The following is a 22,587-nucleotide window of genomic DNA, read 5'->3' on the forward strand; positions in this document are numbered from 1 at the left end:
TGCGTTCCTGTGGAAACGGGCGCAGTCGTCCACACCCGGATGTACGGAGAGGGACCATGACGAGCCACAGGGGGAGAGCCGCCGCCAGGCGGTCGCGGACGGGCCGATTCCGTGGGCGCCGACCCTCCGGAGTAGAGTCGGGTTGATGTGACACGCGCGGATACCCGGTGTTCGCGACGCGTCCCCAGGAAGTGACCTGCATGTGAAGAGGCGAGGGTTCAGATGACCACACCCAAGGAGACCGCAGACGTCGTACTCATCGGCGGCGGCATCATGAGCGCGACGCTCGGAGCGCTGCTGAATGATCTGCAGCCCGAGTGGGACATTCGCGTCTACGAGAAGCTCGACTACGTCGCGCGGGAGAGCTCCCACGCGTGGAACAACGCGGGAACGGGACACGCAGCGCTGTGCGAGCTCAACTACTCGCCGCAGGACGCGAACGGCGACGTCGACATCTCCAAGGCCGTGACCATCAACGAGCAGTTCCACCAGTCGCGGCAGTTCTGGTCGTTCCTCGTGAAGGAGGGGATCATCACCGATCCGACCTCCTTCATCAATACCGTTCCCCACATGTCGTACGCACGCGGCGACAAGGGACGCGACTACCTTCGCAAGCGCTACGAGACGATGTCGCGGAACCCGCTGTTCGCGGACATGGAGTACTCGGACGATCCGGCGCAGCACGCCGAATGGCTGCCGCTCATGTTCGAGAAGCGCGGCCCCGGCCAGGTCAACGGCGTCTCGCGGTTCAGCCAGGGAACGGACGTGGACTTCGGTGCGCTCACCCGCCAGCTGCTGGGCCACGTCGAAGGAAACGGCGTGCAGATCCGCACGGCCCACACGGTTCAGGACCTGGACCGGTCCGCCGACGGCTGGAACGTGAAGGTCCGGGACGACCGGTCGAACGAGACCACCGAGGTCAACGCGAAGTTCGTCTTCATCGGTGCAGGTGGCGGCGCCCTGCACCTCCTGCAGAAGTCCGGCATCGCCGAAGGTCGCGGGTACGGCGGATTCCCTGTGTCCGGGCTGTTCCTCAGCACCTCCGACCCGGAGCTGGTGGACCGCCACTACGCGAAGGTGTACGGCCAGGCCGCGACCGGTGCCCCGCCGATGTCGGTTCCGCACCTCGACACCCGCGTGATCGACGACAAGCGCTACCTGCTGTTCGGTCCCTACGCAGGCTTCTCGCCCAAGTTCCTCAAGGGCGGCAGTATCCTCGACCTGCCGTTCTCCGTGCGCGGCAACAACCTGCCGGTCATGCTCAACGTCGCGAAGGACAACTTCGACCTCGTCACCTACCTCATGGGCCAGCTGGCGGAGTCCAAGAAGGGCCGCTTCAAGCTGCTCGAGGAGTTCACCCCCGAAGTGGACCCGGAGAAGTGGAACCTCACCGTGGCCGGGCAGCGCGTGCAGATCATGAAGCGCGACCCGCAGAAGGGCGGCGTCCTGGGCTTCGGCACCGAGGTCGTCTCGTCGGCGGACGGTTCTCTCGCAGCGCTCCTGGGCGCGTCCCCGGGTGCTTCGACAGTGACGTCGATCATGCTCGGGTTGCTGGAGCGCTGCTTCCCACAGCAGTACGCCGGCTGGGAGCCGCGGCTCAAGGACATGGTGCCGTCGCTCGGCCGCAAGCTCCACGAGGACGAGACCCTGCTCAAGGAGATCTCGGAGTACACCGCTGGGACACTGCAGATCGGCTGAGCGCCGTCTCCCGGTGCGGTCGATGACTGTGGGCGCGCCCCCCGGTGCGATGAAGTGGCACCGTGAGTCGGCACGACGGTGAATCCGCGCCCCGCTGCGATGAGGTGAGAGGTCTCGCGGTCCATGAGGACCGCGGGACCTCTTCCCGCTGTGGGTGCAGAGGCGGGGGAGTTGCAGAACCGTCACCCCGAGCGGAGCCCGGTGTCAGCTGCGAAACGTAGACTCGCATTCGATCAGGGTCCGGCACATGTGGCGGACCGCGGAACGTCCCGAAGGAACAGATGATGACGAACGGGTGGAGCGACCCCCGCAGGCAGCAGCGACCGGGTCCGCAGCAGCCGGGCCCGCACCAGCCGGGTCAGCAGCAGCCGGGTCCCCCGCAGCCGGGCCCGCCGTCCGGAGCGGAACAGGGTGGACTACCCGGCGGACAGCCGACACCCGCACAGTTCCCCGTGCAGCCACCACCCGTGCAGCCGATCCATCCGCAGCACGGTTCCCAGCCGCGCCCGCACCCGCAGCAGCCGCACCCCCAGCAGCCGCGCCCTCAGCAGCTGCACCCTCAGCAGTTCCACCCCCAGCCGCCTGGCTACGCGCAGCCCGCTCCGGCGCAGCAGCGGCCCGGCCCCTCCTTCGCCCCGGCAGCGGCTCCGGGCCATCCGGGCGCCGCCGGTCCCGGGATCCAGCCCCACCACGGGGCGCCGGCCCCTGCGTCGTGGACAACCCAGTTCACGGTGCGTGCGAACGACATCAACCCGCATCGGACGCGGAACATCGTGCTCCTCGTCGCAGGCTGCCTCGTCGTCGGCGGCCTGGGCATGACACTGTTCCTCATCATCCTCTTCCAGTCCCTGCTGTTCTCCGGCGTGGGCTTCATCATCGTGCTGCTGTCCGGTGTCCCCCTCGTCGCGATCATCGGCACGGTGCTGCTGCTCGACCGGTGGAAACCGCAGCCGATCCTCCTCATGGCCTCCTGCGTGCTCTGGGGAGCTGTCGCATCAGTCATCCTCACACTCGTGGGGCAGCTCATCTTCGGTGCCGCCACGTACGCGCTCACCGGTATCGACACGTCGGCGCCCATCATCAGTTCGGTTGTCCTCGCGCCGCTGTTCGAAGAGACCACGAAGACTGTGTTCCTCGTCGTCATCGTGCTGGCGGCCCGCAAGCTCTTCGAAGGTCCGCTCGACGGCTTCATGTACGGGTCGCTCATCGGTGCGGGCTTCGCCTTCACGGAGAACCTCATCTACCTGAGCGGCGCGTATACGAGTGCGCAGGCGGGCGGCCTCATCATGCTGTTCTTCATGCGCTGCGTCATGAGCCCACTGCTCCACTCGAGCTTCAGTGCACTCGCCGGTCTCAGCATCGGTTTCGCTGCACGTCGCGGCCAGTGGTGGATGGTGGCCCTCATGTGGATCCCCGGCCTCATCGCAGGCATGTTCCTCCACGGACTCTGGAACGGCATGGCGAGTCTGCCGCTGACCGGCTTGGCGAGCCTGCTGGTCATGCTCGCGCTCTCCCTCGTCGTCGCGCTGGGTTGGTGGGGGACCGCGTTCTTCCTCTGGTACCGGGAGACGAAGACGGCGAGGGAGTCCCTCACCCGTTACGCGGGCGCCGGCTGGCTCACGGAGGAGGAGGCCCAGATGCTCGGCACCTGGAAGGGACGCCGTGCGGGCAGGCGGTGGGCGACCGGCCCTGCACGACCCCACATGAAGGCGATGATCCGGGTGGCCGCGAGCCTTCCTTCCACGCGTGACCGCGTCGAGGCGGGCGTCGGCGGTGAAGGGGAGAAGGAGTACGAGATGTTCCTCCTCAACCGACTCGTCGCGGAGCGTCGGATGATGATGAGGGCGATGGGCCTGTCAGCGTAGTGACCGCGTTCGACTTCGCCCTTCTTGTCTTCGCCGTCCTCGCTGCCGCCGCCGGGTGGTCGCAGGGGCTGGTCGCCGGTGCGAGCACGATCGTGGGCTTCGTCGTCGGCGCGGCTCTGGGCCGGTTCATCGGGCCGCCTCTCGCGGACATCGCGGTCGAGCAGGGGATCGCCACCGAGGCGGGCGCATCCGGTATGGCGATGCTGCTGCCGCTGATCCTCGGGGTCGCGTTCGCGTGCGGCGGCGGCTGGACCGGCGCCGCACTCAGGACGGCGATCGGTGACGGGCTGGGTCGTGTCGCTGACGCTTTCGGAGGGGCGCTCACGGGTGCCGTCGCCTTCTTCCTCATCGTGTGGCTGATCGCCGGATGGGTCCGCACGACACCCTTGGTGGCACCGAACGAGGCGGTCGCGGAGTCCCGGGTCGTGTCCGCCTTGGACCGCCTGGCACCCGTGTCGTCCGCCGAGGCGGTGGGCGCCATCTCCCAAGCGCTCGCCGCCAACGGGTTCCCGCAGGTGTTCGCGGAGGACACGGAGCAGATCCGGTCCGTGGGCGAACCCGACCCCGCGATGATCGAGGTCGGCAGGGCCGCGGAGGACAGGACCGTCAAGGTGACGACGACGGCGTCCCGCTGTTCCGCGCTGCAGTCCGGTTCGGGCTGGGTGTTCGACGGCGACCTCGTCATGACCAACGCGCACGTGGTGTCCGGCTCGACGAGTCGGATCGTCCAGGTGGGCGGCGCGGGGCAGCCGTACGCCGCTGACCTCGTGCTGCTGGACCCAGCGCGCGACATCGCCGTGCTCCGTGTGCCGGATCTGGAGGCGGAGCCCCTGGAGCAGGGGCAGGCGCTCTCCGCGGATGACGACGCCGTGGTCGTCGGGTACCCGGAGAACGGGCCGTACACGATCTCACCCGCACGCGTGCGTGAGACGGTCACGGCCCGTGGCCTGGACATCTACGACGACGCCGAGGTCGTCCGCGAGGTGTACGCGCTGCGTGCTGTCGTCCGGTCGGGGAATTCCGGTGGGCCAGTCCTGGACTCGTCGGGCCGTGCCGTGGGCATGGTGTTCGCGCGATCGGGGGAGGACGCGGAGACCGGGTATGCGCTCACTCTCGCGGAGCTCGAGGAGGCGCTGGCGCTGGGACGGTCCGCAGAGGAGCCGGTCCCGGTGGGTGGGTGCACCACGCAGTGACCTCAACTGCGGGGAGGTCGGCTCAGAAGTCGTAGGAGACGAGGACGGCGCGGTGGTCGCTCGTCCCGCGGTCCAGGACCTCGTCCGCGACGGGGTCGATGCCTCGGCTGAGGGAATGGTCGAGCCGCGTGAGCGGCAGCCGTGACGGCCAGCTGAATCCGAAACCGCCGCCGACCTCCGCCCGGGAGTCGGTGAGGTCATCCGTGAGGCGGGAGAAGTAGCGGTCCGTCGATGCGGAGTTGAAGTCGCCGGCGACGATGACACGTTCGGCCGGATCCGCGGACACCTGGCGTGCGAGCGTCGACAGTGCGGCGTTGCGCAGCGATTCCTGTCCGGGACGCACCGACGGCAGGTGGACGGCGTAGAAGCGCACGTCACCGTGATCGGTGCTGATCGTCGTGGCGAAGGCGCGGATCCACGGCAGGCCCAGGTCGACCTCTTCGGCGGCGCTCATCGGCCAGCTCGACCACACGCCCACAGACCCCTTCACCTGCGAGTGCTCGTAGTGGGAAGACATCTGGTCCTGGATGATCTGCCCGGAGAGGGATTCGAACTCCTGGATGGTGACGATGTCCGGCTGCTGCTCGACGAGGCTCAGGGCCGTGGCCGACGGCTGGGGGAGGCGGGCTCCCACGTTCTGCGTCGCGACGGTGAGGTCCGCTCCGCCGGGGTCGCCGGCCGGCTGCAGGTAGGGCCAGAACATCGACGCCCAGACGACGACGGGGATCAGGACACCCGCGATCGACAGCAGCGACAGGCGGAAGAGCGCGATGAGGAGCAGGAGGGCGATGAGCACCCAGCTCCACGGCAGCATGCTGTCGACGATCAGGGCGAGCCCTCGAGTCGTCGGTACGAGACTGTGCATGGCGAGCAGCGCCGCCAGCACGATCCCGCACGCGAGGATGAGGACTCCTTTATAGGGAGAGCGTCGCGGCGAAGTCACCCCGAGATTCTATGTGGCGAATCTGGTGCGATGCTGGACGAAGGGTGCTTGCGAGCCGAATGGCGTGTCCGGAATGACCGTGCTCTCCGCCCGGACCGTGTTCTCCGCCCGGCAGGACGCGAGTGCTGCCCGCGAGCTGCTCAATGGCTTGCCCGTGCCTGCCAGATGGCGACATCGGGGTGGTCGTCGAACCGGTAGCCCGCACCCCGGATCGTGCGCACGATCGACGAGTAGGTGCCCAGCCGGCGGCGGAGCCTGCGCACGTGGACGTCCACCGTGCGGACATCGGGACGCTCGGTGTCGTCGGTCCACAGTGAATCGATGAGGTCCTCACGGGACAGCGTGCGACCGGTGTTCGCCACCAGGGTCGCCAGCAGGTCGAACTCCTTGCTCGTCACGGTGACGAGCTCGCCGTCCGCGTGGACCTCCCTGCGCGGGATGTCGATGCGCACGGGTGCGTGCTCGTCCACGTGCGCCTGCGACCGCACGGGTGCCGGTGCAGGAGAGACGACAGGTGCGAATCCGCGGCGGGGCACGGGCCCGGAGAACCGACCGGCCTCCGCTGGGAGGTCCTCGCGATGGGCCGGCGGGCTGAGGCGGGAGGGGATGCGCTGGCGGACAGGCCCGTGCATCCCGGCGGGGCTTCCGGTCGCGGCCTGCGATCCGTTGGCGACGGCACGCACCGCATCGATGTCACTGCCGATGCCGTCCGGAGCCAGGGCGATGATCGCCTGCGTCTCTGCGGTCGTCGCGAGCTGGGTCACCTGGTCCTTGATCGTCTGGGCGATCTCCGTGAGGTTGGTGCCCTCTGCGGCGGCCTTCGCCTCGTCCAGGCCGATGTACAGGATGATGCCGCGCGCCGCGCGGGGGTCGGCGGACACTCCGGACGGTCCGTACGTCCGGGGGGCCGACTGCGGGTCGATGGATGTCAAACGAGCTCCGGTTCGGCGCGCGGCGCGGGCACTGCGCGGGTGGAAGGGTGCGGGCTGGGGTGCTGCGGCGGTCATGGGTCTCCTCGAACGATGTGGTGAGTGCCGTGAGCGACGTGTGCATCTGCGGCTGGTGCTGTGGAAGGACTCGTTCGCGACCGGTACAGCAGAGTGTCAGGAGGCGTCGCGAACGCGTGGCATCGCCACGCGCGGACAGCGCGGACAGTGGGATCGCGCGGATCCGTGGTGTGAGGGGACTGACTGCATGTCTGTCATTCTTGCCGCGACGTCCGCAGGACGCAAGAGTTTTGTGACGTATCGCGACACCATGTGACGAAATGTGTCATCTGAGCTCTGTCACCAGCGACGATGCTGGCCGCGATCAGGGTGAAGGGAGGTCATGCCGGGTCCGCGTGATGAGACGCGAAGCGATTGTGACGCCCGTTCGATGGCGCCTGAAGTCGGTGGGGGACGGACTGCGACGAGGTAAGACGGGCCCCGCCGACGTCCTGCTCAGACGACGCCGTAGAGACGGTCGCCGGCGTCGCCCAGCCCGGGGACGATGTAGCCGTGCTCGTTGAGCTTCTCGTCGAGGGCGGCGGTGTGCACCGTGACTTCGGTGATGCCCTGGTACTTGTCGGAGATCGCCCTGACGCCTTCCGGGGCACTCACCAGGCAGACCGCTGTGACACTGGAGACTCCGCGTTCCAGGAGGAAGTCGATCGCCATCGCAAGCGTGCCGCCGGTCGCGAGCATCGGGTCGAGGACGAACACCTGCCTGTCGGTGAGGTCGGCAGGCAGGCGCTCCGCGTACGCGTGGACGGAGAAGGTCTCGTCGTCGCGGACCATGCCGAGGAAGCCGACTTCTGCGGTCGGCAGGATCTTGAGCATGCCCTCGAGCATTCCCAGGCCGGCGCGCAGGATCGGAACGACGACGGGGCGGGGTGCCGACAGGGCGGTGCCCGTCGTCTTCGTCACCGGCGTCGTCACCTCCTTCGGCTCGGTGCGGATGCCGCGGGTCGCCTCGTAGGACAGGAGCATGACCAGCTCGTCCGTGAGCGTGCGGAAGCGGGAGGAGTCGGTGTTCTCGTCCCGCAGGACGGTGAGCTTGTGCGCGATGAGCGGGTGGTCTGCGACGTGGAGGTCCATGGGTGCGAATCTACCGGAGAACCCTGCACGGGGCGGTGACATCGGCGGCGGATCGGAGACAATGGGTGCATGTCGTACTTCACCGCAGTGATGTCCCGTGCCGATGACCGCTTCCACGTCCTCGACCTCGCGGTCGAAGACGTGGGCGACCTCGCCGAACTCGCCGACCTCATCGAGGGGGCCGGCGACGACTCCGGGGAGGGCGAGGCGATCGCCGTGATCGAGCACGAGGACGAATGGTTCGCACTCATCCGCGTCCTCGGTTCCGACGCGGCGGTGTTCCTGTCCGATGTGGATGCCGTCGCGAGCAGTCCCTACGCAGAGCTCTTCGCCGACTACCTGGACTCGCGCCCCGATGAGTACGAGGAGGACGACGTGGTCGTCCCCGACGATGAGGACGATGAGGACTCCGAGGATGACGCGGATGAGGACGAGCCGCAGATGCTCGACTTCGACACCCCGCCCACCTGGAGCGGCGACCCTGGCCTGTTCTCCGACGACGGGGTGACGGCGGACGAGCTGGTGGAGCAGCTCGAGCGACACACCTCCGACCCGGCGCGCGTTGTCGCTCACGTGGGGGAGGCAGTCGGGTTCGCCGACGTCCTGGAAGCCGCTCGCTGACACGATGAGGTCACCTGACGGGGTCGCCCCGCCTCGGTCCGGGCTGGCGGAGAGGTCCGAGCACGAGGCGTGGATGCGGATGGCCCTGGCCGTCGCCGCCGAGGCCGCTGCGTCGTCCGATGTGCCCGTCGGTGCCGTCGTGGTCGACTCCGACGGGGTGGTCCGCGGCATGGGCCACAACGTCCGCGAGGCCGCCTACGACCCCACGGGTCACGCCGAGGTCGTCGCCCTGCGCGCCGCTGCCGGCGAGTTGGGCCGCTGGCGGCTGGACGGCACCGTCCTGGTCGTGACGCTGGAGCCGTGCGTCATGTGCACGGGGGCGGCGGTCGCGGCGCGGGTCGATGGGATCGTCTTCGGTGCGTGGGACGAGAAGGCCGGGGCGTGCGGTTCGGTGTGGGATCTCGCCCGCGATCGTGCGTCGCTCCACCGGCCGGAGGTCTACGCGGGAGTGCTCGCGGACGACTGCGCAGCGCTGCTGACGGACTTCTTCACCGCCTACCGCGCGGAGGGCTGACACTGTTGTGCGGCTCACGTGCCCTGATTTGGGTGGCAGGGCCCGTCGTGTGTACAGTTATCGGCGGTAGCGTGTCCGAGCGGCCGAAGGTGCGACACTCGAAATGTCGTGTAGGGCAACCCCCTGCCGTGGGTTCAAATCCCACCGCTACCGCCACACGGAACGCCGGGCCTCAGTCACTGAGGCCCGGCGTTTTCGCATGCGTGCTCCCCTCAGTCGTCCAGACGCTCGATCGCCTTCTTCAGGCGTGCGACTCCTTCGGCCATGCGGTCGACGGGAGTGCGGGAGAAGCTCAGGCGGATGTTCGACGTCGCACGGGAGTCCGCGAAGAACGGGTTGCCGGGCACGAACGCGGTTCCCTCTTCGACTGCGACTCCTGCGAGCTGCTTCGCGTCGATCCCGGGGATGTCCAGCCACGTGAAGAAGCCGCCGCCGGGGTGCGTCCACGACGCCCGGTCGCCCAGTCCCGCGGCGAGTGCGTCCATGAGTCCGTCGCGGCGCGCGGAGTACGCGGTGCGCAGCACGGGCAGCGACGCGGCGTAGTGGCCCTCGACGATGTACGACTCGAGGATCGTCTGCCCCAGCGCACCTGCGCACTGGTCCGTGTTCGTCTTCGCCTGCGCCATCGCGTCGACGACCGTCGCCGGACCGCACGCCCAGCCCATGCGGGTGCCCGGTGTGAAGGTCTTCGAGAACGTGCCCACCTGGACCGTGACGTCCGGTCCCAGCGCATAGAGCGAGTCGATGTACGAGCCGTCGAAGGCGAGGTCCCGGTACGCGACGTCCTCGAGCACCAGCAGGCCCAGCCTGCGGGCGATGGCGACGACTTCGCGACGCCGTTCGAGTGACAGCCGCAGTCCGGACGGGTTCTGGAAGTCGGGGATGACGTAGAGGACCTTGGGCGGGTGGCCGGCAGCGGCAGCCTGCTCGTGGGCCTCCTCGATGCTCGCCGGGACGAGCCCCTCCTCGTCGTTGCGCATGGAGAAGCACACGCCGTCGTGCGACCGGAAGACGCTGAACGCACCGAGGTACGACGGGGCCTCCACGAGCACCGCGTCGCCGTGGTCCAGCATCGCCTTCGACACGAGTGTGAGCGCGTCGACGCCGCCGGAGGTGACGATCAGCTCGTCCTCCGCCGGGGTCGCTCCCTGCGTGCGGGCGATCTCCTCGCGCAGCACGTCCCGCAGGGACGCGAGACCGTAGTTGGGGGCGTACTGGAGCGCCACCTGCGGCTTCGACTCGATGGCCTTCGCTGCGGTCTCGCCCAGCAGCTGGGTGTCGTAGAGGGTGGGGTCGGGGAACCCGCCGGAGAAGTCGACGAGGTCGCCTCCGGCGGACGCGAGTGCGAGGACGGCGGACAGTTCGCTGGGGCCGCCCTGCGCGCGTGCGGCGAGCCGTGCGAACCACTCATCATGTGGGGTCTCAGTCATGGCCGCATCATAGGCACCCCGCCGCCGAGGCGCTGGTCACGTCCGCGCACCGGTCCGGCCGTGTCCGTGCGCCGTCCGTGCTGAGGCCGGTCGGCCTCGGCGGCGAGGATGCCGCGTGGATCCGTCACCACCACATGTCGGGACGGAACTCGATTCCGGGTGGGGCATGCTCGATGAGCTCTGCGAGGATCGCGACGTACTCGCGGTCGGATGCAGCGCGGGTCTCTTCGCTGCCGAACAGGCCCGTCGTCTCGTCGAACTGCACCAGCATCGATTCCGCCCATGCGTGTGCGCGCTCAAGGACCTCGGGCTGCATCGCTGCGCGCCACTGCTCGCTCACCTCGGGTGCTTCGAGCCGGTCGCCGAACGGCTCTGAGGCGTAGTCGAAGGTGAAGGGCACGATTATTGTCACGGGGTTCGTCCTTCGTTCAGCTCTCTTGATTTGACGGGTGTGCCTCCGCGTAGAAGGCAGATACCTTCTTCCCCTTTTTGTGGATTTCGATCGGCGTTGTGCGGCATCTCTTGTTTCCACTTTGCGTCGATGTGCGGCTCGGTGCCTTGAGGCTTTGCCCGGTTGCCCAAATCGTGAAATTCGACCAGTTGCCCGGTCCTCCCATCTTCTTCGTCCAGTCGCTTTGGTGTCGCGATTGAATGTGCTTGAAGCCCGCTCGGGAGTTTCCGCACTTCAATTTCACGGTTCGATCACGAGTGGAGGAGTACGACTTCACTGTGAAATTCGCGCCCGCCCACTTGCAAGCTGCTGACCGAGCTGACATTGCTTCCAGGGTCTTCGTGTCCGTCAATTGAATGGAGTCTCCGGTGGCCGGTGAATGAAGTGTAATGCCGGATGACGCGCCTGTGGCCGACTGGCTGTGAGTGGAAGGCGGCGACGGGGGAGTCGGGTTCGCGTGAGCCTTGGCGGGCAGCCCCCGCTTAGAAGAATGACGGAAGTGAGCATTGCTGCGTAGAGCCGTTTCATGATCTGCGTTTCATCTGCGTGGCGGAGAGTGACGGATTTCCGTCGCAGCCGCAATCATTGCGGTCTGCATGGCGGATACGGGTTGGTATTTCCTGGCAGGAGGATGTGGTTCGCCTGTGAGGGTTCGTGCCTGCGTGCCGCAAGTTACGTACCGGGAGATTATGCAGTGAGTCCGCTGTCACGAAAGGTGGATGCGTTCGTGGCGCGGGTCGGCGAGGTCTGACGGTTTGGCATGAGGTGCGGTCAGGAAGCCTCGGGCGAACTGCAGGAGGCCCGCGAAGGCCTCGGTCTGGGCGGTCTGGTGGGACAGGAACAGGTCGTGCATCGCGCCGGGGATCCGGTTGAGGACGACGGTGGGGCCCAGGTGGATGGAGCGGCGGGCGATCGCCTCGACGTCCAGGACGATGTCGGTCGTCTCCATCTCCGGGTCGTAGCCGATCTTCCGCAGGCTGCGGGTGGACGTCTGGACGAGGACCGGGGCGTCGATGGAGAGCCCGTCCTCCACGGCGCGGTGACCCGCGAAGATCGCCCGGATCCAGCCGGCGTACACCGGGAAGGAGTCGGAGGGCTTCAGCCGGGCGTCGTACGGCAGACGACCGTGGGTCGCGGACGTCGCGACGACCGAGTAGTTGGGCATGTGCAGCCGCAGCGGTGTCGTCGCGGACCTGCCCCGGCCCAGGAACGGCTGGAGGATCTTCCGGATGGGGGTCGAGTACTGGAACTCCAGCCACGGCGAGTTCAGCGTGATCCCGCTGAGACGACCCGGATTGCGGTCCGCCCACAGCACGGCGATGAGTCCGCCCGTGGAATGGCCGGAGACGACGATCCGACGGCCGGGGTGGGCCTCCTCGATGACCTGCAGAGCGGCTTCGAGGTCCGCGTCGTACTCGGCGAGATCCGTGATGTAGCCAGGTCTCTGCAGGTCCTCGTCGTCCGTGCGATGACCGCCCGCCTTCTCCACCCTCTCCGGGTCGAGGTTCCGGCCGTAACCGCGCAGGTCCAGCGCGTAGAAGCGGGCTCCCATGTGGGACCAGAAGCGGGCCAGGTGCGCGTGGTAGTAGTAATCGGACCAGCCGTGGAGGTAGAGGATCGCGACGTCGTCCAGCAGGTCGTGCGGCATGGAGTCCGCCAGCGGCACCCAGGTCTCACGGTCGATGACGGGCAGACCCGCGGTGGGGCCGGTGGCGGCGGGACCGGCGTGCTCGGGCCGGTACTCGACGAGGGTGGCCTGCTCGTCGTCGGGGAGGGGCAGGACGAGGGAGCGGAAGCCGTCCCCCAGGACGTCCTGGGCCCATTTGTGCTGTGAGGGGCTGAGAGGCTGCTCCGCCGCCGTGTCCGCGTCCATGCCCCCAGTATCGGCCATGGGCCGGGCCCCGCCAGGGTCCGCCGGCCTCTGGCTCCCGATCACAGTTCCCAGGCGACTTCGCTGGCCCGGCGGCCCATCCGTCCGTGCCAAGTGGCAGAATCTGTGTATGACGAACTTCCGCGTGCGCCGCTCCCTGGCAGACACCCCCGCCTATATCCCGGGTCGTCCTCCCGCCGCGGTGGAGGGGATGACCAGCTACAAGCTGTCGTCGAACGAGCACCACCTCGAACCGCTGCCCGCAGTGGTCGACGCGATCACGTCGGTCTCGGGCACACCGGCTCTCTACCCGGACCCCGCCGCGACGGATCTCACCGCCGCGCTCGCCCGGTTCCACGACGTGCCGACGGACCACGTGGTGCTGTCCGCAGGCTCATCGGAGAGCCTCTCCGCGCTCGTCGGGATCACCCTGGAACCCGGCGCGCAGGTCGTGTACCCGTGGCCGTCGTTCGAGATGTACCCGCAGCTCACCAGCTTCGCGGGGGCGGACCGGGTGGCGGTCCCCCTCACGCCGGACGGACGCCATGATCTGCCGGCGATGGCGCAGGCGATCACGGAGCACACGCGTCTGGTGCTCCTCTGCTCTCCCAACAACCCGACCGGCACCGTGCTGGGCGACACGGAGTTCGACACCTTCATGTCCCAGGTGCCGGAAGACCTCATCGTCGTCCTCGACGAGGCGTACGTGGAGTTCGCGAGCGGCAGTGAGGCCGCGTCGCGCATCCGCACGGAGGACGGCAACCTCGATGCGCCGGTGGATGCGGACCAGGCGCTCGACACGTACTCGAACCTCGTGGTGCTGCGGACCTTCTCGAAGGCCCACGGTCTGGCCGGTCTGCGCGTCGGGTACGCGGTGGCCCACCTCGCGATCATCCATGAGATGCGCAAGTCGATCGCACCCTTCAGCGTGAGCGCTGCCGCGCAGGCCGCCGGTCTGGTCTCCCTGGCTGTGCGGGACGAAGTGCTCGTGCGGGCGAAGGAGGTCGGCGCGGCGCGCGACGACCTGTCCGCCCGACTGCGGGAGATCGGCATCCCCGTGCCACCCAGTGGCGGCAACTTCGTCTGGCTGCCGTTCGGGCAGCGCGACGCGACGCTGTTCGCGGAGGCGTGCATGGAGAACGGCCTGGCCGTCCGCAACCTGGGTGCCGGCGTGCGCGTCACCATCGGCCCCCCTGAGGCGATGGAGCGTCTCGTGGCCGTGGCGACGACCTTCATGGAGGACCGCGACGCATGACCACGCATCAGGCGCATGCAGTCCCATCCGGCACGGTTCCCAACGCCACGGACGCTCCCAACGCTCTCAACGCCACGGACGTCCCGACCCCTCCGCTCACCTCCGCGGACGTCGCCGTGGACCTGGCTCCGCTGGCAGCGGTCCTCAGTGACCGCGCGCTCGTCGACGACCTCGACGTGATCGCGGCCCATTCGAAGGACCGGGCGGTGTTCGCTCCGATCGGCGCCCCGCGCGCCCTCATCCGCGCCCGGAACGTCTCCGACGTGCAGGAGACCCTGCGCTTCGCCCACGAGCACCGCCTGCCCGTCATCCCGCAGGGAGCGCTCACGGGACTGTCCGGGGGAGCGAACGGCGTGGACGGTGCGCTCCTGCTGAATGTGGCGGGGATGGACAGGATCGTCGACATCGACACCGTCGAGCAGACGGCGACCGTGGAACCGGGAGTCCTCAACCGCGCGCTCAAGGACGCACTGGTGGAACATGGACTGTCGTACCCGCCGGACCCGGGTTCCGTCGACATCTCGACTCTGGGCGGGAACGTCGCGACGAACGCGGGCGGTCTCTGCTGCGTGAAGTACGGGGTGACGAAGGACTACGTCCGCAGGCTCACGGTCGTCCTGGCGGACGGGTCCCTCACGACGGTGGGACGTCCGACGGCGAAAGGCGTGGCTGGCCTGGATCTCGCGAGCCTCTTCGTCGGCTCGGAGGGGACACTGGGCGTCGTCGTGGAGATCGTCGTGGAGCTCATCCCCGCGATCCCCGACCCCCTCACGGGCGTGGCCCTGTTCGACGACATCCGGGATGCCGCACGGACGATCACGGAGTTCATGTCCTCCGGGGTGACACCGTCGATGCTGGAGATCCTCGACGGGACGTCGATCGCCTGCATCAACGACTACGGCGACTTCGGTCTGCCGGAGGGTGCGGCGGCGATGCTGCTCGTCCAGTCGAACGGCGACGGCTCACTGGAACGCGCAACCGCGGACCTCACGCTCTTCGAGCGGATCGCGGCCGGGCAGGGCGCGACGGAGGTGACGATCTCCGACGACCCGGATGACTCGGAGATGTTCATCGCCGCGCGCCGCTCCGTGGGCCACGCACTGGAGAAGTATGCGATGGCGCACGGCGGGGGTGAGCTGGTGGACGACGTGTGCCTGCCGCGGAAGTCCCTTGCGGAGTTCTTCACGAGGATGCAGGCGATCGCGGACGAACACGATGTCATGCTCGCCGTGGTCGGTCACGCGGGTGATGGCAACATGCACCCGAACGTCCTCTTCGACGTGCAGGATCCTGCATCGGTGGCCCGCGCGAACGCGGCGTTCGAGGCCATCATGGCCACGGGCCTGGAACTGGGCGGCACGATCACCGGCGAACACGGTGTGGGCGTCCTCAAGCAGCGGTGGCTCGCCCAGGAGCTGGACCCTGTCGCGCAGCGTCTCCACCTCGCGATCAAACGAGAATTCGACTCGAGGGGGATCCTCAGCCCCGGCAAGATGCTGGGAGCCCTCGCAGAATGACGACCTCGGCGACAGACGGCACCCGCAGCGGCCTGACAGAGTCGGCGACGGCCTCGGAAGGGGCCACGGCCTCGGTGGCGGACCGGTCGGAGTTCGGATTCGAGATCGGGGCCGTGCTGCCGGAAGGGGGCCGGACGGGCACCATCCGCACGCCCCACGGTGACATCGCCACCCCCGCCTTCATCCCCGTCGGCACGAAGGCGACCGTCAAAGCAGTGAAGCCGGAGGACGTGGACGCTCTGGGGGCGGACGCCGTGCTCGCGAACGCCTACCACCTGTACCTGCAGCCGGGGGCGGAGATCGTCGACGAAGCCGGCGGCCTGGGTGCGTTCATGAACTGGCCCGGACCCACATTCACCGACTCCGGCGGCTTCCAGGTGATGAGCCTGGGCGTAGGGTCGAAGAAGGTGCTCACGACGGAGTTCGCCGGTTCGAACCGGGCCGACCTGCAGACCGTCGACCGCGAGCAGCGGCTGGCGAACGTCGACGAGGACGGCGTCACGTTCCGCTCACACCTCAACGGCGACATCCACCGGTTCACCCCGGAGGTGTCGATGCAGGTCCAGCACCAGCTGGGCGCGGACATCATCTTCGCGTTCGATGAACTCACGATGCTCACGAACACGCGCGGTTACCAGGTCGAGTCGCTCGAGCGGACCCGCAGGTGGGCGGAACGCTGCGTCGCGGAGCATTTCCGGCTCACGGAGGAGCGGTCGCACCGGCCGTACCAGGCACTGTTCGGGGTGCTCCAGGGCGCGCAGTACGAAGACCTGCGCCGGAAGGCCGCCCGTGATCTGGGGGCGATGGACTTCGACGGTTTCGGGATCGGCGGGGCGCTGGAGAAGGAGAACCTGGGCACGATCGTCGGCTGGGTGTGCGAGGAGCTGCCGGAGGAGAAACCACGGCACCTGCTGGGCATCAGCGAGCCCGACGACCTCTTCGCCGCGATCCGCCGCGGCGCGGACACGTTCGACTGCGTGTCCCCGTCCAGGGTGGCGCGCAACGCCGCCGTGTACTCGCGTGACGGTCGGTACAACATCTCCGGCGCGCGCTACAAGAGGGACTGGCAGCCGATCGACCCGGAATGCTCGTGCTACACGTGCACCCACTACTCCCGCGCCTACCTGCACCACCTGTGGAAGGCGAAGGAGATGCTGTTCTCCACCCTCTGCACCATCCACAACGAGCACTTCATCGTGGGCCTCGTCGCGGACATCCGCGCCGCGATCACAGACGACCGGTACGACGAACTCGAAGCGGATGTCATGGGGCGGTACTACGCGAAGAAGAAGTGACGGAAGAAGAAGTGACGAGCGGGTCAGACGCATCGTTCCAGCGACGCCGCCGCACACTGTCTGGAACGTCCGAATCCTGCTTCACTAGCGGTATGAGCGACGAACTCTTCGAGCACGAGACGGACGTGACCCTCACCCGTGAAGAAGCGGCCGCGAAGCTGCGTGCTCTCGCGGATGCCCTGGAGAAGCAGAACGGCATCCGTGTCGTCCAGGACGGCCGCGACGTGACGATCCGTGTCGCCGACCGCGTCGACTACGAGTTCGAAGTGGAAGTGGAACCCGGAGGCGCATCGGAGATCGAGGTCTCGATCAGCTGGTGAGCCGTGTGGTCGGTAGATGGTGTGGGCCTGCTCATCCGTGCAGGCCCACGGGTCGGTCCTCAGCGATCGATGTGCCGGTCGGAGCTGACCGGCGGAAGGAGTGGTCCCCGTGACGAACAGCGAATCAGCGCGCACTGACGACCCGGTGCAGGACGGTGGTCGGCGGGAAGGCGTCGGACGGGAGGGCACCGCGACGACGGTCGATGCCCTGGCGCTCGCCGCCGCACCCAACCCCGACCACCCGCGTGGACGCCCGTCGGTGAAGCGCCTCATGCAGGAGGACGGCGCGAACCTCGTGACCTTCACGTTCGCACCCGGTCAGACGTTCCCGGACCATTCGGTGGCGCACCCCATCACTGTCCAGTGCCTGTCCGGTGAGCTCACGTTCGGGTGCGGTGACGAGACGACCCAGATGACCCCCGGCGTCGTCGTCCACTGCAAGGAGCGTGTGACTCACCGCGTCGACTGCCCGGAGTCCGCGCCCGCCTCGAGCGTCCTGCTCCTCACGATGCTCACCGGCGAACGCGTCTGAGGCTGACCCCTACTCCGCGCCGCCCGGTGCATAGGTCGCCTCACGCTTCTTGATGACGTGGATGACCCGGTAGGTGACGGGCAGGAAGAGGATCTCGACGGCGACCTTGTAGATGAAGCCGACGATGATGTAGTTGACGAAGTCCCATCCGGGGATGACGCCCGCGAACGCGACGATGCAGAAGAGGAGCGTGTCCGCGAACTCGCCGACACCGGTCGAGGTGAGCAGCCGCACCCACAGGTGCTTCTCGCCCATCCTCTCCTTCACCTTGACGAGCACGAACGCGTTGAGGAGCTGCCCGACCAGGTACCCGCAGAGCGAAGCGAGGACGATGCGCGGGTAGAAGCCCAGCACCGCCTCGAATGAGGACTGGTTCTCGTAGCCCGGCCCCGGTGGTGCGATCTGGACCGCGAAGAAGACGGTGACCGCGAGGGCCTGCATCGCGAAGCCCATGAGGACCGCGCGCGTGGCTGCGCGGAAGCCGTACACCTCGCTGATGACGTCGCCCAGGATGTATGCCAGCGGGAAGAGGAACGCACCGCCGTCGGCGACGAACGGGCCGATCTCGATGACCTTCGTCGCGGAGATGTTGGAGATGAGGAAGACGCAGCACATGAGGGCGAGGATGTACGCGTAGAAGCGTCCCCGTGTGCTGGCGAAAGCGGCGAGGCTGCCTGTCTGAGTCGTGGTGTCTGTGTTCTCCGCCGGATCGGACTGCGCGGGTGCGCTGTGCGGGGCGTGCGCCGCCGCGTCCTGATCCGGCTGCCCAGACACGGAGCCGTCTGCTGCCGCGCCCGCCGGGGCGTCATCGTGGTTCGACATCGATCTCCTGACCGCCCGTCAGATCGACGAGCTCCGAGTAGGTGAGTGGCACCATCGCCTCGATGGTGCCGCCGCCGGCCCACAGCTTCGGATGCAGCCGCAGGTCCCGGTCGACGAATGTGCGCAGTTGTGTGGGGTGGCCGGCGGGCGCGACCCCGCCCACCGCCTGGCCGGTCGCCGCGAGCACCTGTTCCGGCTTCGCCCGCTTGAGACGGCGCGCCCCGATCTTCGCCGCTGTGAAGTCCGTGTCCACGCGGTGGGCGCCCGAGGTCATGATGAGGACGGGTTCGTCCCGCACCGCCGGCTGGTCGTCGGCTTCGGAGGTCTCCGCCGCCGAGGCGCCGGTCGCCTCACCGTCCCGCCCACCGGCCGCAACGGTCACCACGTCTCCGACCGGAGCGGTCGCCGCGTCCTCGACCGCGGAGGTCTCCGGGTCCTGGGTCCCGGGACGGCTCGAGGCCTCATCTGCGGTACGGTCCGTGGCCTTGGTCATGGAGCCCGCCGCGTCGGCGTTCTTGCCTGTGCCCGCAGTCCTGCTCGTGTCCGCGTTCTTGCCGCTGTCCGCACCCGTGGTGGACAGCGCACCGGTTGTCACGGTCTGCTCCGTATCCGGCTCCTCCTCGAACTCCGCGATGAAGACCAGCGAGTTCGCGATCGCGCCCAGGTCGACCTCGTGGTGCGCCGCTGCTGCGGCCGCAGTGGGCAGAGGCTCCGGGTGGGTGATGACCCGTGAGTCGATCCCCGCCTTCCGCAGGTCGCGCTCGAGTTTCGCGTGGGTGGGGTGCGCGGGACCCGCCGGACGAAGGGGTGCCAGACCGCGGCGACGCAGCAGCGGTTCGACCGCCGTCTCTCCACCCATGAACTCCTTGAGCGCATACAGCGGGTCGACGGAATAGCCGGGGGACAGGACCTTCGCGCGGTAGCGGGCACCAAGCTCCGGGTCGAGCCCTCCGTGGTCCTCGAACAGCTCCGTCACCGCGGCGGCGTACTGCTCCGACCACAGGTACGAGTAGTAGCCGGAGGCATAGCCGCCGGTGAAGGTGTGTGCGAAATAGGTGGAGCGGTAGCGCGGCGGCACGACGGGATCGAACCCGGCCGCCGTGAGCACCTCCGACTCGAAGGTGAGGACGTCCTCGATCGACTCCCCGTCCTCGAGCGCGTGCCAGCCCAGATCCAGCATCGCCGCGGCGAGGTACTCCAGCGTGGAGAAGCCCAGCCCGAACCCCTGGGCGTCCAGCAGCGTCTCCACCAGCTCCTGCGGGATCCGCTCACCGGTCTCCCAGTGGAGCGCGTACGCGGGGAGCACCTGCGGGTGCAGGGCCCACATCTCGAACTGCTGGGAGGGGAATTCGACGTAGTCGCGGGGCACGGACGTGCCGGCCTGCGACGGGTACACGGAATCGGCGAACAGGCCGTGGAGCACGTGGCCGAACTCGTGGAACAGGGTGACCGTCTCGTCGACGCTCAGGAGGGCCGGCCGCCCCACCGGGGGCTTCGGCACGTTGAGCGAGAGGGTCGTGACGGGGTGCAGCCCCGTGAGGCGGGATCCGGTGACGAGCTCGTCCATCCACGCCCCGCCGGACTTCCCGGACCGAGCGTACGGGTCCACGAGCACCAGCCCCAGGGGCCGCGTGCCGTCCAGCACCTCGTACACACGGACGTCCTCGTGCCAGCCCGACAGGTCGTCCCGTGCGGTGAACGCGAGGCCGAACAGGGTCCCGGCGGTCGCGAACACACCGTCGACGAGCACCCGCTCGAACTCGAAGTAGGCGGCGGCGTCCGCACTGTCCAGCTCGAACGCCTCCGCACGGTAGCGCTCCCACAGGTGTGTGACGTCCGCGGGATCGAGCGGCTGCGAGTCGTCCAGTCCGAAGTACTCGCGCACACGCCGGGTCTCACGCCGGAACTGCCCCAGCGCGGGAGCGATGAGGGAGCGCAGCAGGCCGCCCGCCGACTCGACGTCGGGGGCCACCTGATCGTCGATCGAGTACTGCGCATAGCTGTGGAAGCCCAGCACCGCGGCCAGCGCGGCGCGCAGCGCGGTGAGGTCCGTGACCATCTCCCGCGTGTCACCCGGTCCGCCCGACGATCCGCGACCCGTCGACAGCTCGAACAGTCGCTGACGCGTCGCAGGTTCGGCGAGATCGGCGAGGGCGTCCTGCTGAGTGGTGTTCGTGAGCGGCAGGCGCAGCCCATCGACATCGTGGGCGCGCGCGTCGGACCGCGCGGCATCGAGTGCGTCAGGACCCAGGCCGGCCAGCTGCGCCGGATCGTCCACGACGAGCGCGCGCGACGACGCCTCGCGCAGCAGGACCTGACCGAACTCCGTCTCGATCCGGTCGATCTCCGTCGCGATCGCCGACACCCGCTGCCGGTCCTCCGCCGGCAGCCTCACACCCGCCCGGACGAAGTCCTGGATCGTGAGCTCGTGGAGCCTGCGGTCCTCCGGGATGAGGTCAGCGGTGGGGACCGACTGCAGGCGCTCGAAGAGATCCGTGTCGAGCTCCACCCCCAGCCGCAGCGAGGTGAGCTGGGCCCACACACTGGCCGCGGCCTCGGCGACGGCGTCCGTCTGCACATTCGATTCGTACACGCGGACCAGCGCGCCCACCGCATCCACCGGCTGCATCGCCCGCTCCAGCGCGAGCGTGACCGACTGGAAGGTGGGGTCCTCCGACGACCTGAGGATTCCGGAGACGACGTCCTGTGCGTGGCCCACCGCCCAGGTCGCCGCCTCGACGAGGTGCTGCGGGGTGATTGCCGCGAAGTCCGGCAGCGCGCGGTCCGGGGTGCTGCTCACGAACTCCCACGCCGGGTTCGGCGAAGACTGGATTGTCGGGGGCTGGGTCACGAGTACTCCTGTATCGGCGGCTGCGGTGCCAGACCCCGCGTCCACGAGTGCGGACGGCGGTCTAGGCTTGGCGCGTGAGCGACTTCGAAGGCTACCTGCGTGGGGACCCACGTGCTAAGCGCATTGAGATCGGCCTTCTCATGGCCGGTCTCGCAACCTTCACTCTGCTCTACGCCACACAGGCGATTCTGCCGTATTTCACCCGGGACTACGGCATCTCGCCCGCAGAAGCTGCCTTGTCGGTGTCCGCGGCGACCGCGGGGCTGGGTGTGGGGCTGCTCGTCGCGGTGCCTGTGTCGGAGCGAATCGGGCGTGTGCGGCTCATCCGCTGGTCGCTCCTCATCGCCTCGCTGCTGGCACTCGTCGTCGCCCTCCTGCCGTCGTGGCCGCTGTTCCTGGCTGCACGCTTCCTCATGGGCTTCGTCCTCGCCGGGCTGCCCGCCACCGCCGCCGTCTACCTCAAGGAGGAGATCCACCCCAGCTACGTGACGGCGGCGACCGGCATCTACATCTTCGGCACGACCCTGGGCGGCCTGTCCGGCCGCGTGGTCTCCGCACTCACGATCGAGGTCGCGAACCAGTGGGGGTACGACGGCACGGGCGTGCTGAGTGTGTCCCACCTGGCCCTGTTCGTCACCGCAGTCCTCGCCGTGGGCTGCGCGGTGGGCTGCTGGGCGCTGCTGCCCGAATCCCGCGGGTTCGTCCCCCACTTCGACTCGCTGCGGGAGCTGCTGAGGAAGTTCGGGCGAGCGTTCCGGGACCCCGTCCTCGTGGGGCTCTACGCGATCGGCGGGCTGGGGATGGGCACCTTCGTGGGCGCGTTCAATTCGCTCGCGTTCCGGCTGGAGGCGGCCCCCTACCTGCTGTCCGTCGGAGCGATGGGACTCATCTACTTCGTCTACCCGATCGCCGGAGTGGGATCGATCGTCGCAGGGCGCCTGGGCGGCCGGTACAGCCTGCGCGCCGTCATGCCGTACGGGCCCCTCGTCGCCATCATCGGCATCCTGCTCATGGGGCTGCCCCATCTCTTCTGGATCGTGTTCGGCATCGCGATCCTCTCCGTCGGCTTCTTCATGAGCCACTCCCTGGCGTCCACCTGGGTGGCGCAGCGGGCCAGCGCGTCCGTGGGCGTCCCTGCCCAAGCCGCCTCGATGTACATGCTCGTCTACTACGCCGGTTCGTCCGTCAACGGGAACCTGGCGCCGCTGGCCTGGGAACTGCGCGGATGGAGCGGTGTCACCTACCTGAGCCTCGCGTTCATGGGGATCGCGTTCGTCGTGTCCGTGCTGCTCGCGCGGTCACGTCCGATGACACGAGCATGACGAGCTGTGG

19 protein-coding genes and 1 tRNA gene are annotated in these 22,587 nt (G+C 68.4%); 12 read left to right on the forward strand and 8 right to left on the reverse strand.

Translation table 11 applies throughout. The features are described 5' to 3' along the window. Nucleotides 1-222: 222 nt before the first annotated feature. The 3 genes from JFC09_RS04265 (at nucleotide 223) to JFC09_RS04275 (ending at nucleotide 4,756) form a co-directional block, all read left to right on the forward strand. Nucleotides 223-1,698, forward strand: coding sequence for a malate:quinone oxidoreductase (locus JFC09_RS04265; RefSeq protein WP_198392692.1), 1,476 nt, complete (start codon nucleotides 223-225; stop codon nucleotides 1,696-1,698). 284 nt (nucleotides 1,699-1,982) lie between these two features. Continuing rightward, nucleotides 1,983-3,563: a PrsW family intramembrane metalloprotease gene (locus JFC09_RS04270; protein ID WP_198392693.1), complete on the forward strand. Its 1,581-nt coding sequence runs from the start codon at nucleotides 1,983-1,985 to the stop codon at nucleotides 3,561-3,563. After that, nucleotides 3,563-4,756: a MarP family serine protease gene (locus JFC09_RS04275; protein WP_198392694.1), complete on the forward strand. Its 1,194-nt coding sequence runs from the start codon at nucleotides 3,563-3,565 to the stop codon at nucleotides 4,754-4,756. The genes JFC09_RS04270 and JFC09_RS04275 overlap by 1 nt, the downstream gene beginning before the upstream one ends. Nucleotides 4,757-4,778: 22 nt before the next feature. Here JFC09_RS04275 and JFC09_RS04280 read toward each other — a convergent pair whose 3' ends face one another. From JFC09_RS04280 to upp, 3 genes are all read right to left on the reverse strand, one after another. Further along, nucleotides 4,779-5,699: an endonuclease/exonuclease/phosphatase family protein gene (locus JFC09_RS04280; protein ID WP_198392695.1), complete on the reverse strand. Its 921-nt coding sequence runs from the start codon at nucleotides 5,697-5,699 to the stop codon at nucleotides 4,779-4,781. A gap of 140 nt (nucleotides 5,700-5,839) precedes the next feature. Then, a complete protein-coding gene (locus JFC09_RS04285; protein ID WP_198392696.1) occupies nucleotides 5,840-6,706 on the reverse strand; it encodes a winged helix-turn-helix domain-containing protein in 867 nt (288 codons plus the stop codon). 435 nt (nucleotides 6,707-7,141) lie between these two features. Continuing rightward, nucleotides 7,142-7,777, reverse strand: a complete 636-nt coding sequence (gene upp / locus JFC09_RS04290; protein WP_198392697.1) for a uracil phosphoribosyltransferase — start codon at nucleotides 7,775-7,777, stop codon at nucleotides 7,142-7,144. A gap of 69 nt (nucleotides 7,778-7,846) precedes the next feature. On the opposite strand from upp, the gene JFC09_RS04295 reads away from it, so the two are divergent. The 3 genes from JFC09_RS04295 (at nucleotide 7,847) to JFC09_RS04305 (ending at nucleotide 9,068) form a co-directional block, all read left to right on the forward strand. Next, nucleotides 7,847-8,398: a tRNA adenosine deaminase-associated protein gene (locus tag JFC09_RS04295; protein WP_198392698.1), complete on the forward strand. Its 552-nt coding sequence runs from the start codon at nucleotides 7,847-7,849 to the stop codon at nucleotides 8,396-8,398. A gap of 4 nt (nucleotides 8,399-8,402) precedes the next feature. Next, complete coding sequence (gene tadA / locus JFC09_RS04300; RefSeq protein WP_198392699.1) at nucleotides 8,403-8,912, forward strand: tRNA adenosine(34) deaminase TadA; 510 nt, start codon at nucleotides 8,403-8,405, stop codon at nucleotides 8,910-8,912. A gap of 65 nt (nucleotides 8,913-8,977) precedes the next feature. After that, nucleotides 8,978-9,068, forward strand: a tRNA-Ser gene (locus tag JFC09_RS04305). 56 nt (nucleotides 9,069-9,124) lie between these two features. Here JFC09_RS04305 and JFC09_RS04310 read toward each other — a convergent pair. The 3 genes from JFC09_RS04310 to JFC09_RS04320 all read right to left on the reverse strand — a co-directional run bounded on the left by JFC09_RS04310 (nucleotide 9,125) and on the right by JFC09_RS04320 (nucleotide 12,666). After that, complete coding sequence (locus JFC09_RS04310; protein WP_198392700.1) at nucleotides 9,125-10,342, reverse strand: aminotransferase-like domain-containing protein; 1,218 nt, start codon at nucleotides 10,340-10,342, stop codon at nucleotides 9,125-9,127. Between the two features lie 124 nt (nucleotides 10,343-10,466). Further along, entirely contained in the window at nucleotides 10,467-10,754 is a 288-nt protein-coding gene (locus tag JFC09_RS04315) for a hypothetical protein (RefSeq protein WP_198392701.1), read from the reverse strand. Between the two features lie 745 nt (nucleotides 10,755-11,499). Then, a complete protein-coding gene (locus JFC09_RS04320; protein ID WP_198392702.1) occupies nucleotides 11,500-12,666 on the reverse strand; it encodes an alpha/beta hydrolase in 1,167 nt (388 codons plus the stop codon). A gap of 127 nt (nucleotides 12,667-12,793) precedes the next feature. Here JFC09_RS04320 and JFC09_RS04325 point away from each other — a divergent pair, with 127 nt between their 5' ends. The 5 genes from JFC09_RS04325 (at nucleotide 12,794) to JFC09_RS16850 (ending at nucleotide 17,582) form a co-directional block, all read left to right on the forward strand. Next, nucleotides 12,794-13,918: a histidinol-phosphate transaminase gene (locus tag JFC09_RS04325; protein ID WP_198392703.1), complete on the forward strand. Its 1,125-nt coding sequence runs from the start codon at nucleotides 12,794-12,796 to the stop codon at nucleotides 13,916-13,918. Continuing rightward, entirely contained in the window at nucleotides 13,915-15,435 is a 1,521-nt protein-coding gene (locus JFC09_RS04330; RefSeq protein ID WP_198392704.1) for an FAD-binding oxidoreductase, read from the forward strand. Before JFC09_RS04325 ends, JFC09_RS04330 begins: the two co-directional genes overlap by 4 nt. Further along, entirely contained in the window at nucleotides 15,432-16,730 is a 1,299-nt protein-coding gene (gene tgt, locus JFC09_RS04335; RefSeq protein WP_198392705.1) for a tRNA guanosine(34) transglycosylase Tgt, read from the forward strand. Before JFC09_RS04330 ends, tgt begins: the two co-directional genes overlap by 4 nt. 92 nt (nucleotides 16,731-16,822) lie before the next feature. Next, entirely contained in the window at nucleotides 16,823-17,050 is a 228-nt protein-coding gene (locus tag JFC09_RS04340) for an amphi-Trp domain-containing protein (protein WP_198392706.1), read from the forward strand. Nucleotides 17,051-17,159: 109 nt separating this feature from the next. Beyond that, nucleotides 17,160-17,582: a cupin domain-containing protein gene (locus JFC09_RS16850; RefSeq protein WP_332839637.1), complete on the forward strand. Its 423-nt coding sequence runs from the start codon at nucleotides 17,160-17,162 to the stop codon at nucleotides 17,580-17,582. A gap of 9 nt (nucleotides 17,583-17,591) precedes the next feature. Here the strand turns inward: JFC09_RS16850 and JFC09_RS04350 are convergent, their stop codons facing one another. Together JFC09_RS04350 and JFC09_RS16335 are read right to left on the reverse strand one after the other, a co-directional pair. Further along, complete coding sequence (locus JFC09_RS04350) at nucleotides 17,592-18,404, reverse strand: queuosine precursor transporter (RefSeq protein ID WP_198392707.1); 813 nt, start codon at nucleotides 18,402-18,404, stop codon at nucleotides 17,592-17,594. Next, entirely contained in the window at nucleotides 18,388-21,255 is a 2,868-nt protein-coding gene (locus JFC09_RS16335; RefSeq protein WP_332839638.1) for a M3 family metallopeptidase, read from the reverse strand. The genes JFC09_RS04350 and JFC09_RS16335 overlap by 17 nt, the downstream gene beginning before the upstream one ends. Nucleotides 21,256-21,329: 74 nt before the next feature. Here JFC09_RS16335 and JFC09_RS04360 point away from each other — a divergent pair, with 74 nt between their 5' ends. Continuing rightward, nucleotides 21,330-22,577 carry an MFS transporter gene (locus JFC09_RS04360; RefSeq protein ID WP_198392708.1) on the forward strand — a complete coding sequence of 416 codons (1,248 nt, stop codon included), beginning with the start codon at nucleotides 21,330-21,332 and terminating at the stop codon, nucleotides 22,575-22,577. Nucleotides 22,578-22,587 lie beyond the last annotated feature (10 nt).

Source organism: Brevibacterium yomogidense (assembly GCF_016107685.1).
GTDB classification, from domain to species: Bacteria; Actinomycetota; Actinomycetes; order Actinomycetales; family Brevibacteriaceae; genus Brevibacterium; species Brevibacterium yomogidense.

Excerpts from the sequence above, each read along its gene's own strand:
- JFC09_RS04325 (WP_198392703.1), top strand. The coding sequence starts at position 12,794 with ATGACGAACTTCCGCGTGCGCCGCTCCCTGGCAGACACCCCCGCCTAT.
- JFC09_RS04265 (WP_198392692.1), top strand. The coding sequence starts at position 223 with ATGACCACACCCAAGGAGACCGCAGACGTCGTACTCATCGGCGGCGGC.
- JFC09_RS04330 (WP_198392704.1), top strand. The coding sequence starts at position 13,915 with ATGACCACGCATCAGGCGCATGCAGTCCCATCCGGCACGGTTCCCAAC.
- JFC09_RS04320 (WP_198392702.1), bottom strand. The coding sequence starts at position 12,666 with ATGGACGCGGACACGGCGGCGGAGCAGCCTCTCAGCCCCTCACAGCAC.
- JFC09_RS04310 (WP_198392700.1), bottom strand. The coding sequence starts at position 10,342 with ATGACTGAGACCCCACATGATGAGTGGTTCGCACGGCTCGCCGCACGC.
- JFC09_RS04340 (WP_198392706.1), top strand. The coding sequence starts at position 16,823 with ATGAGCGACGAACTCTTCGAGCACGAGACGGACGTGACCCTCACCCGT.
- upp (WP_198392697.1), bottom strand. The coding sequence starts at position 7,777 with ATGGACCTCCACGTCGCAGACCACCCGCTCATCGCGCACAAGCTCACC.
- tadA (WP_198392699.1), top strand. The coding sequence starts at position 8,403 with ATGAGGTCACCTGACGGGGTCGCCCCGCCTCGGTCCGGGCTGGCGGAG.
- JFC09_RS04295 (WP_198392698.1), top strand. The coding sequence starts at position 7,847 with ATGTCGTACTTCACCGCAGTGATGTCCCGTGCCGATGACCGCTTCCAC.
- JFC09_RS04270 (WP_198392693.1), top strand. The coding sequence starts at position 1,983 with ATGACGAACGGGTGGAGCGACCCCCGCAGGCAGCAGCGACCGGGTCCG.
- JFC09_RS04350 (WP_198392707.1), bottom strand. The coding sequence starts at position 18,404 with ATGTCGAACCACGATGACGCCCCGGCGGGCGCGGCAGCAGACGGCTCC.
- tgt (WP_198392705.1), top strand. The coding sequence starts at position 15,432 with ATGACGACCTCGGCGACAGACGGCACCCGCAGCGGCCTGACAGAGTCG.
- JFC09_RS04285 (WP_198392696.1), bottom strand. The coding sequence starts at position 6,706 with ATGACCGCCGCAGCACCCCAGCCCGCACCCTTCCACCCGCGCAGTGCC.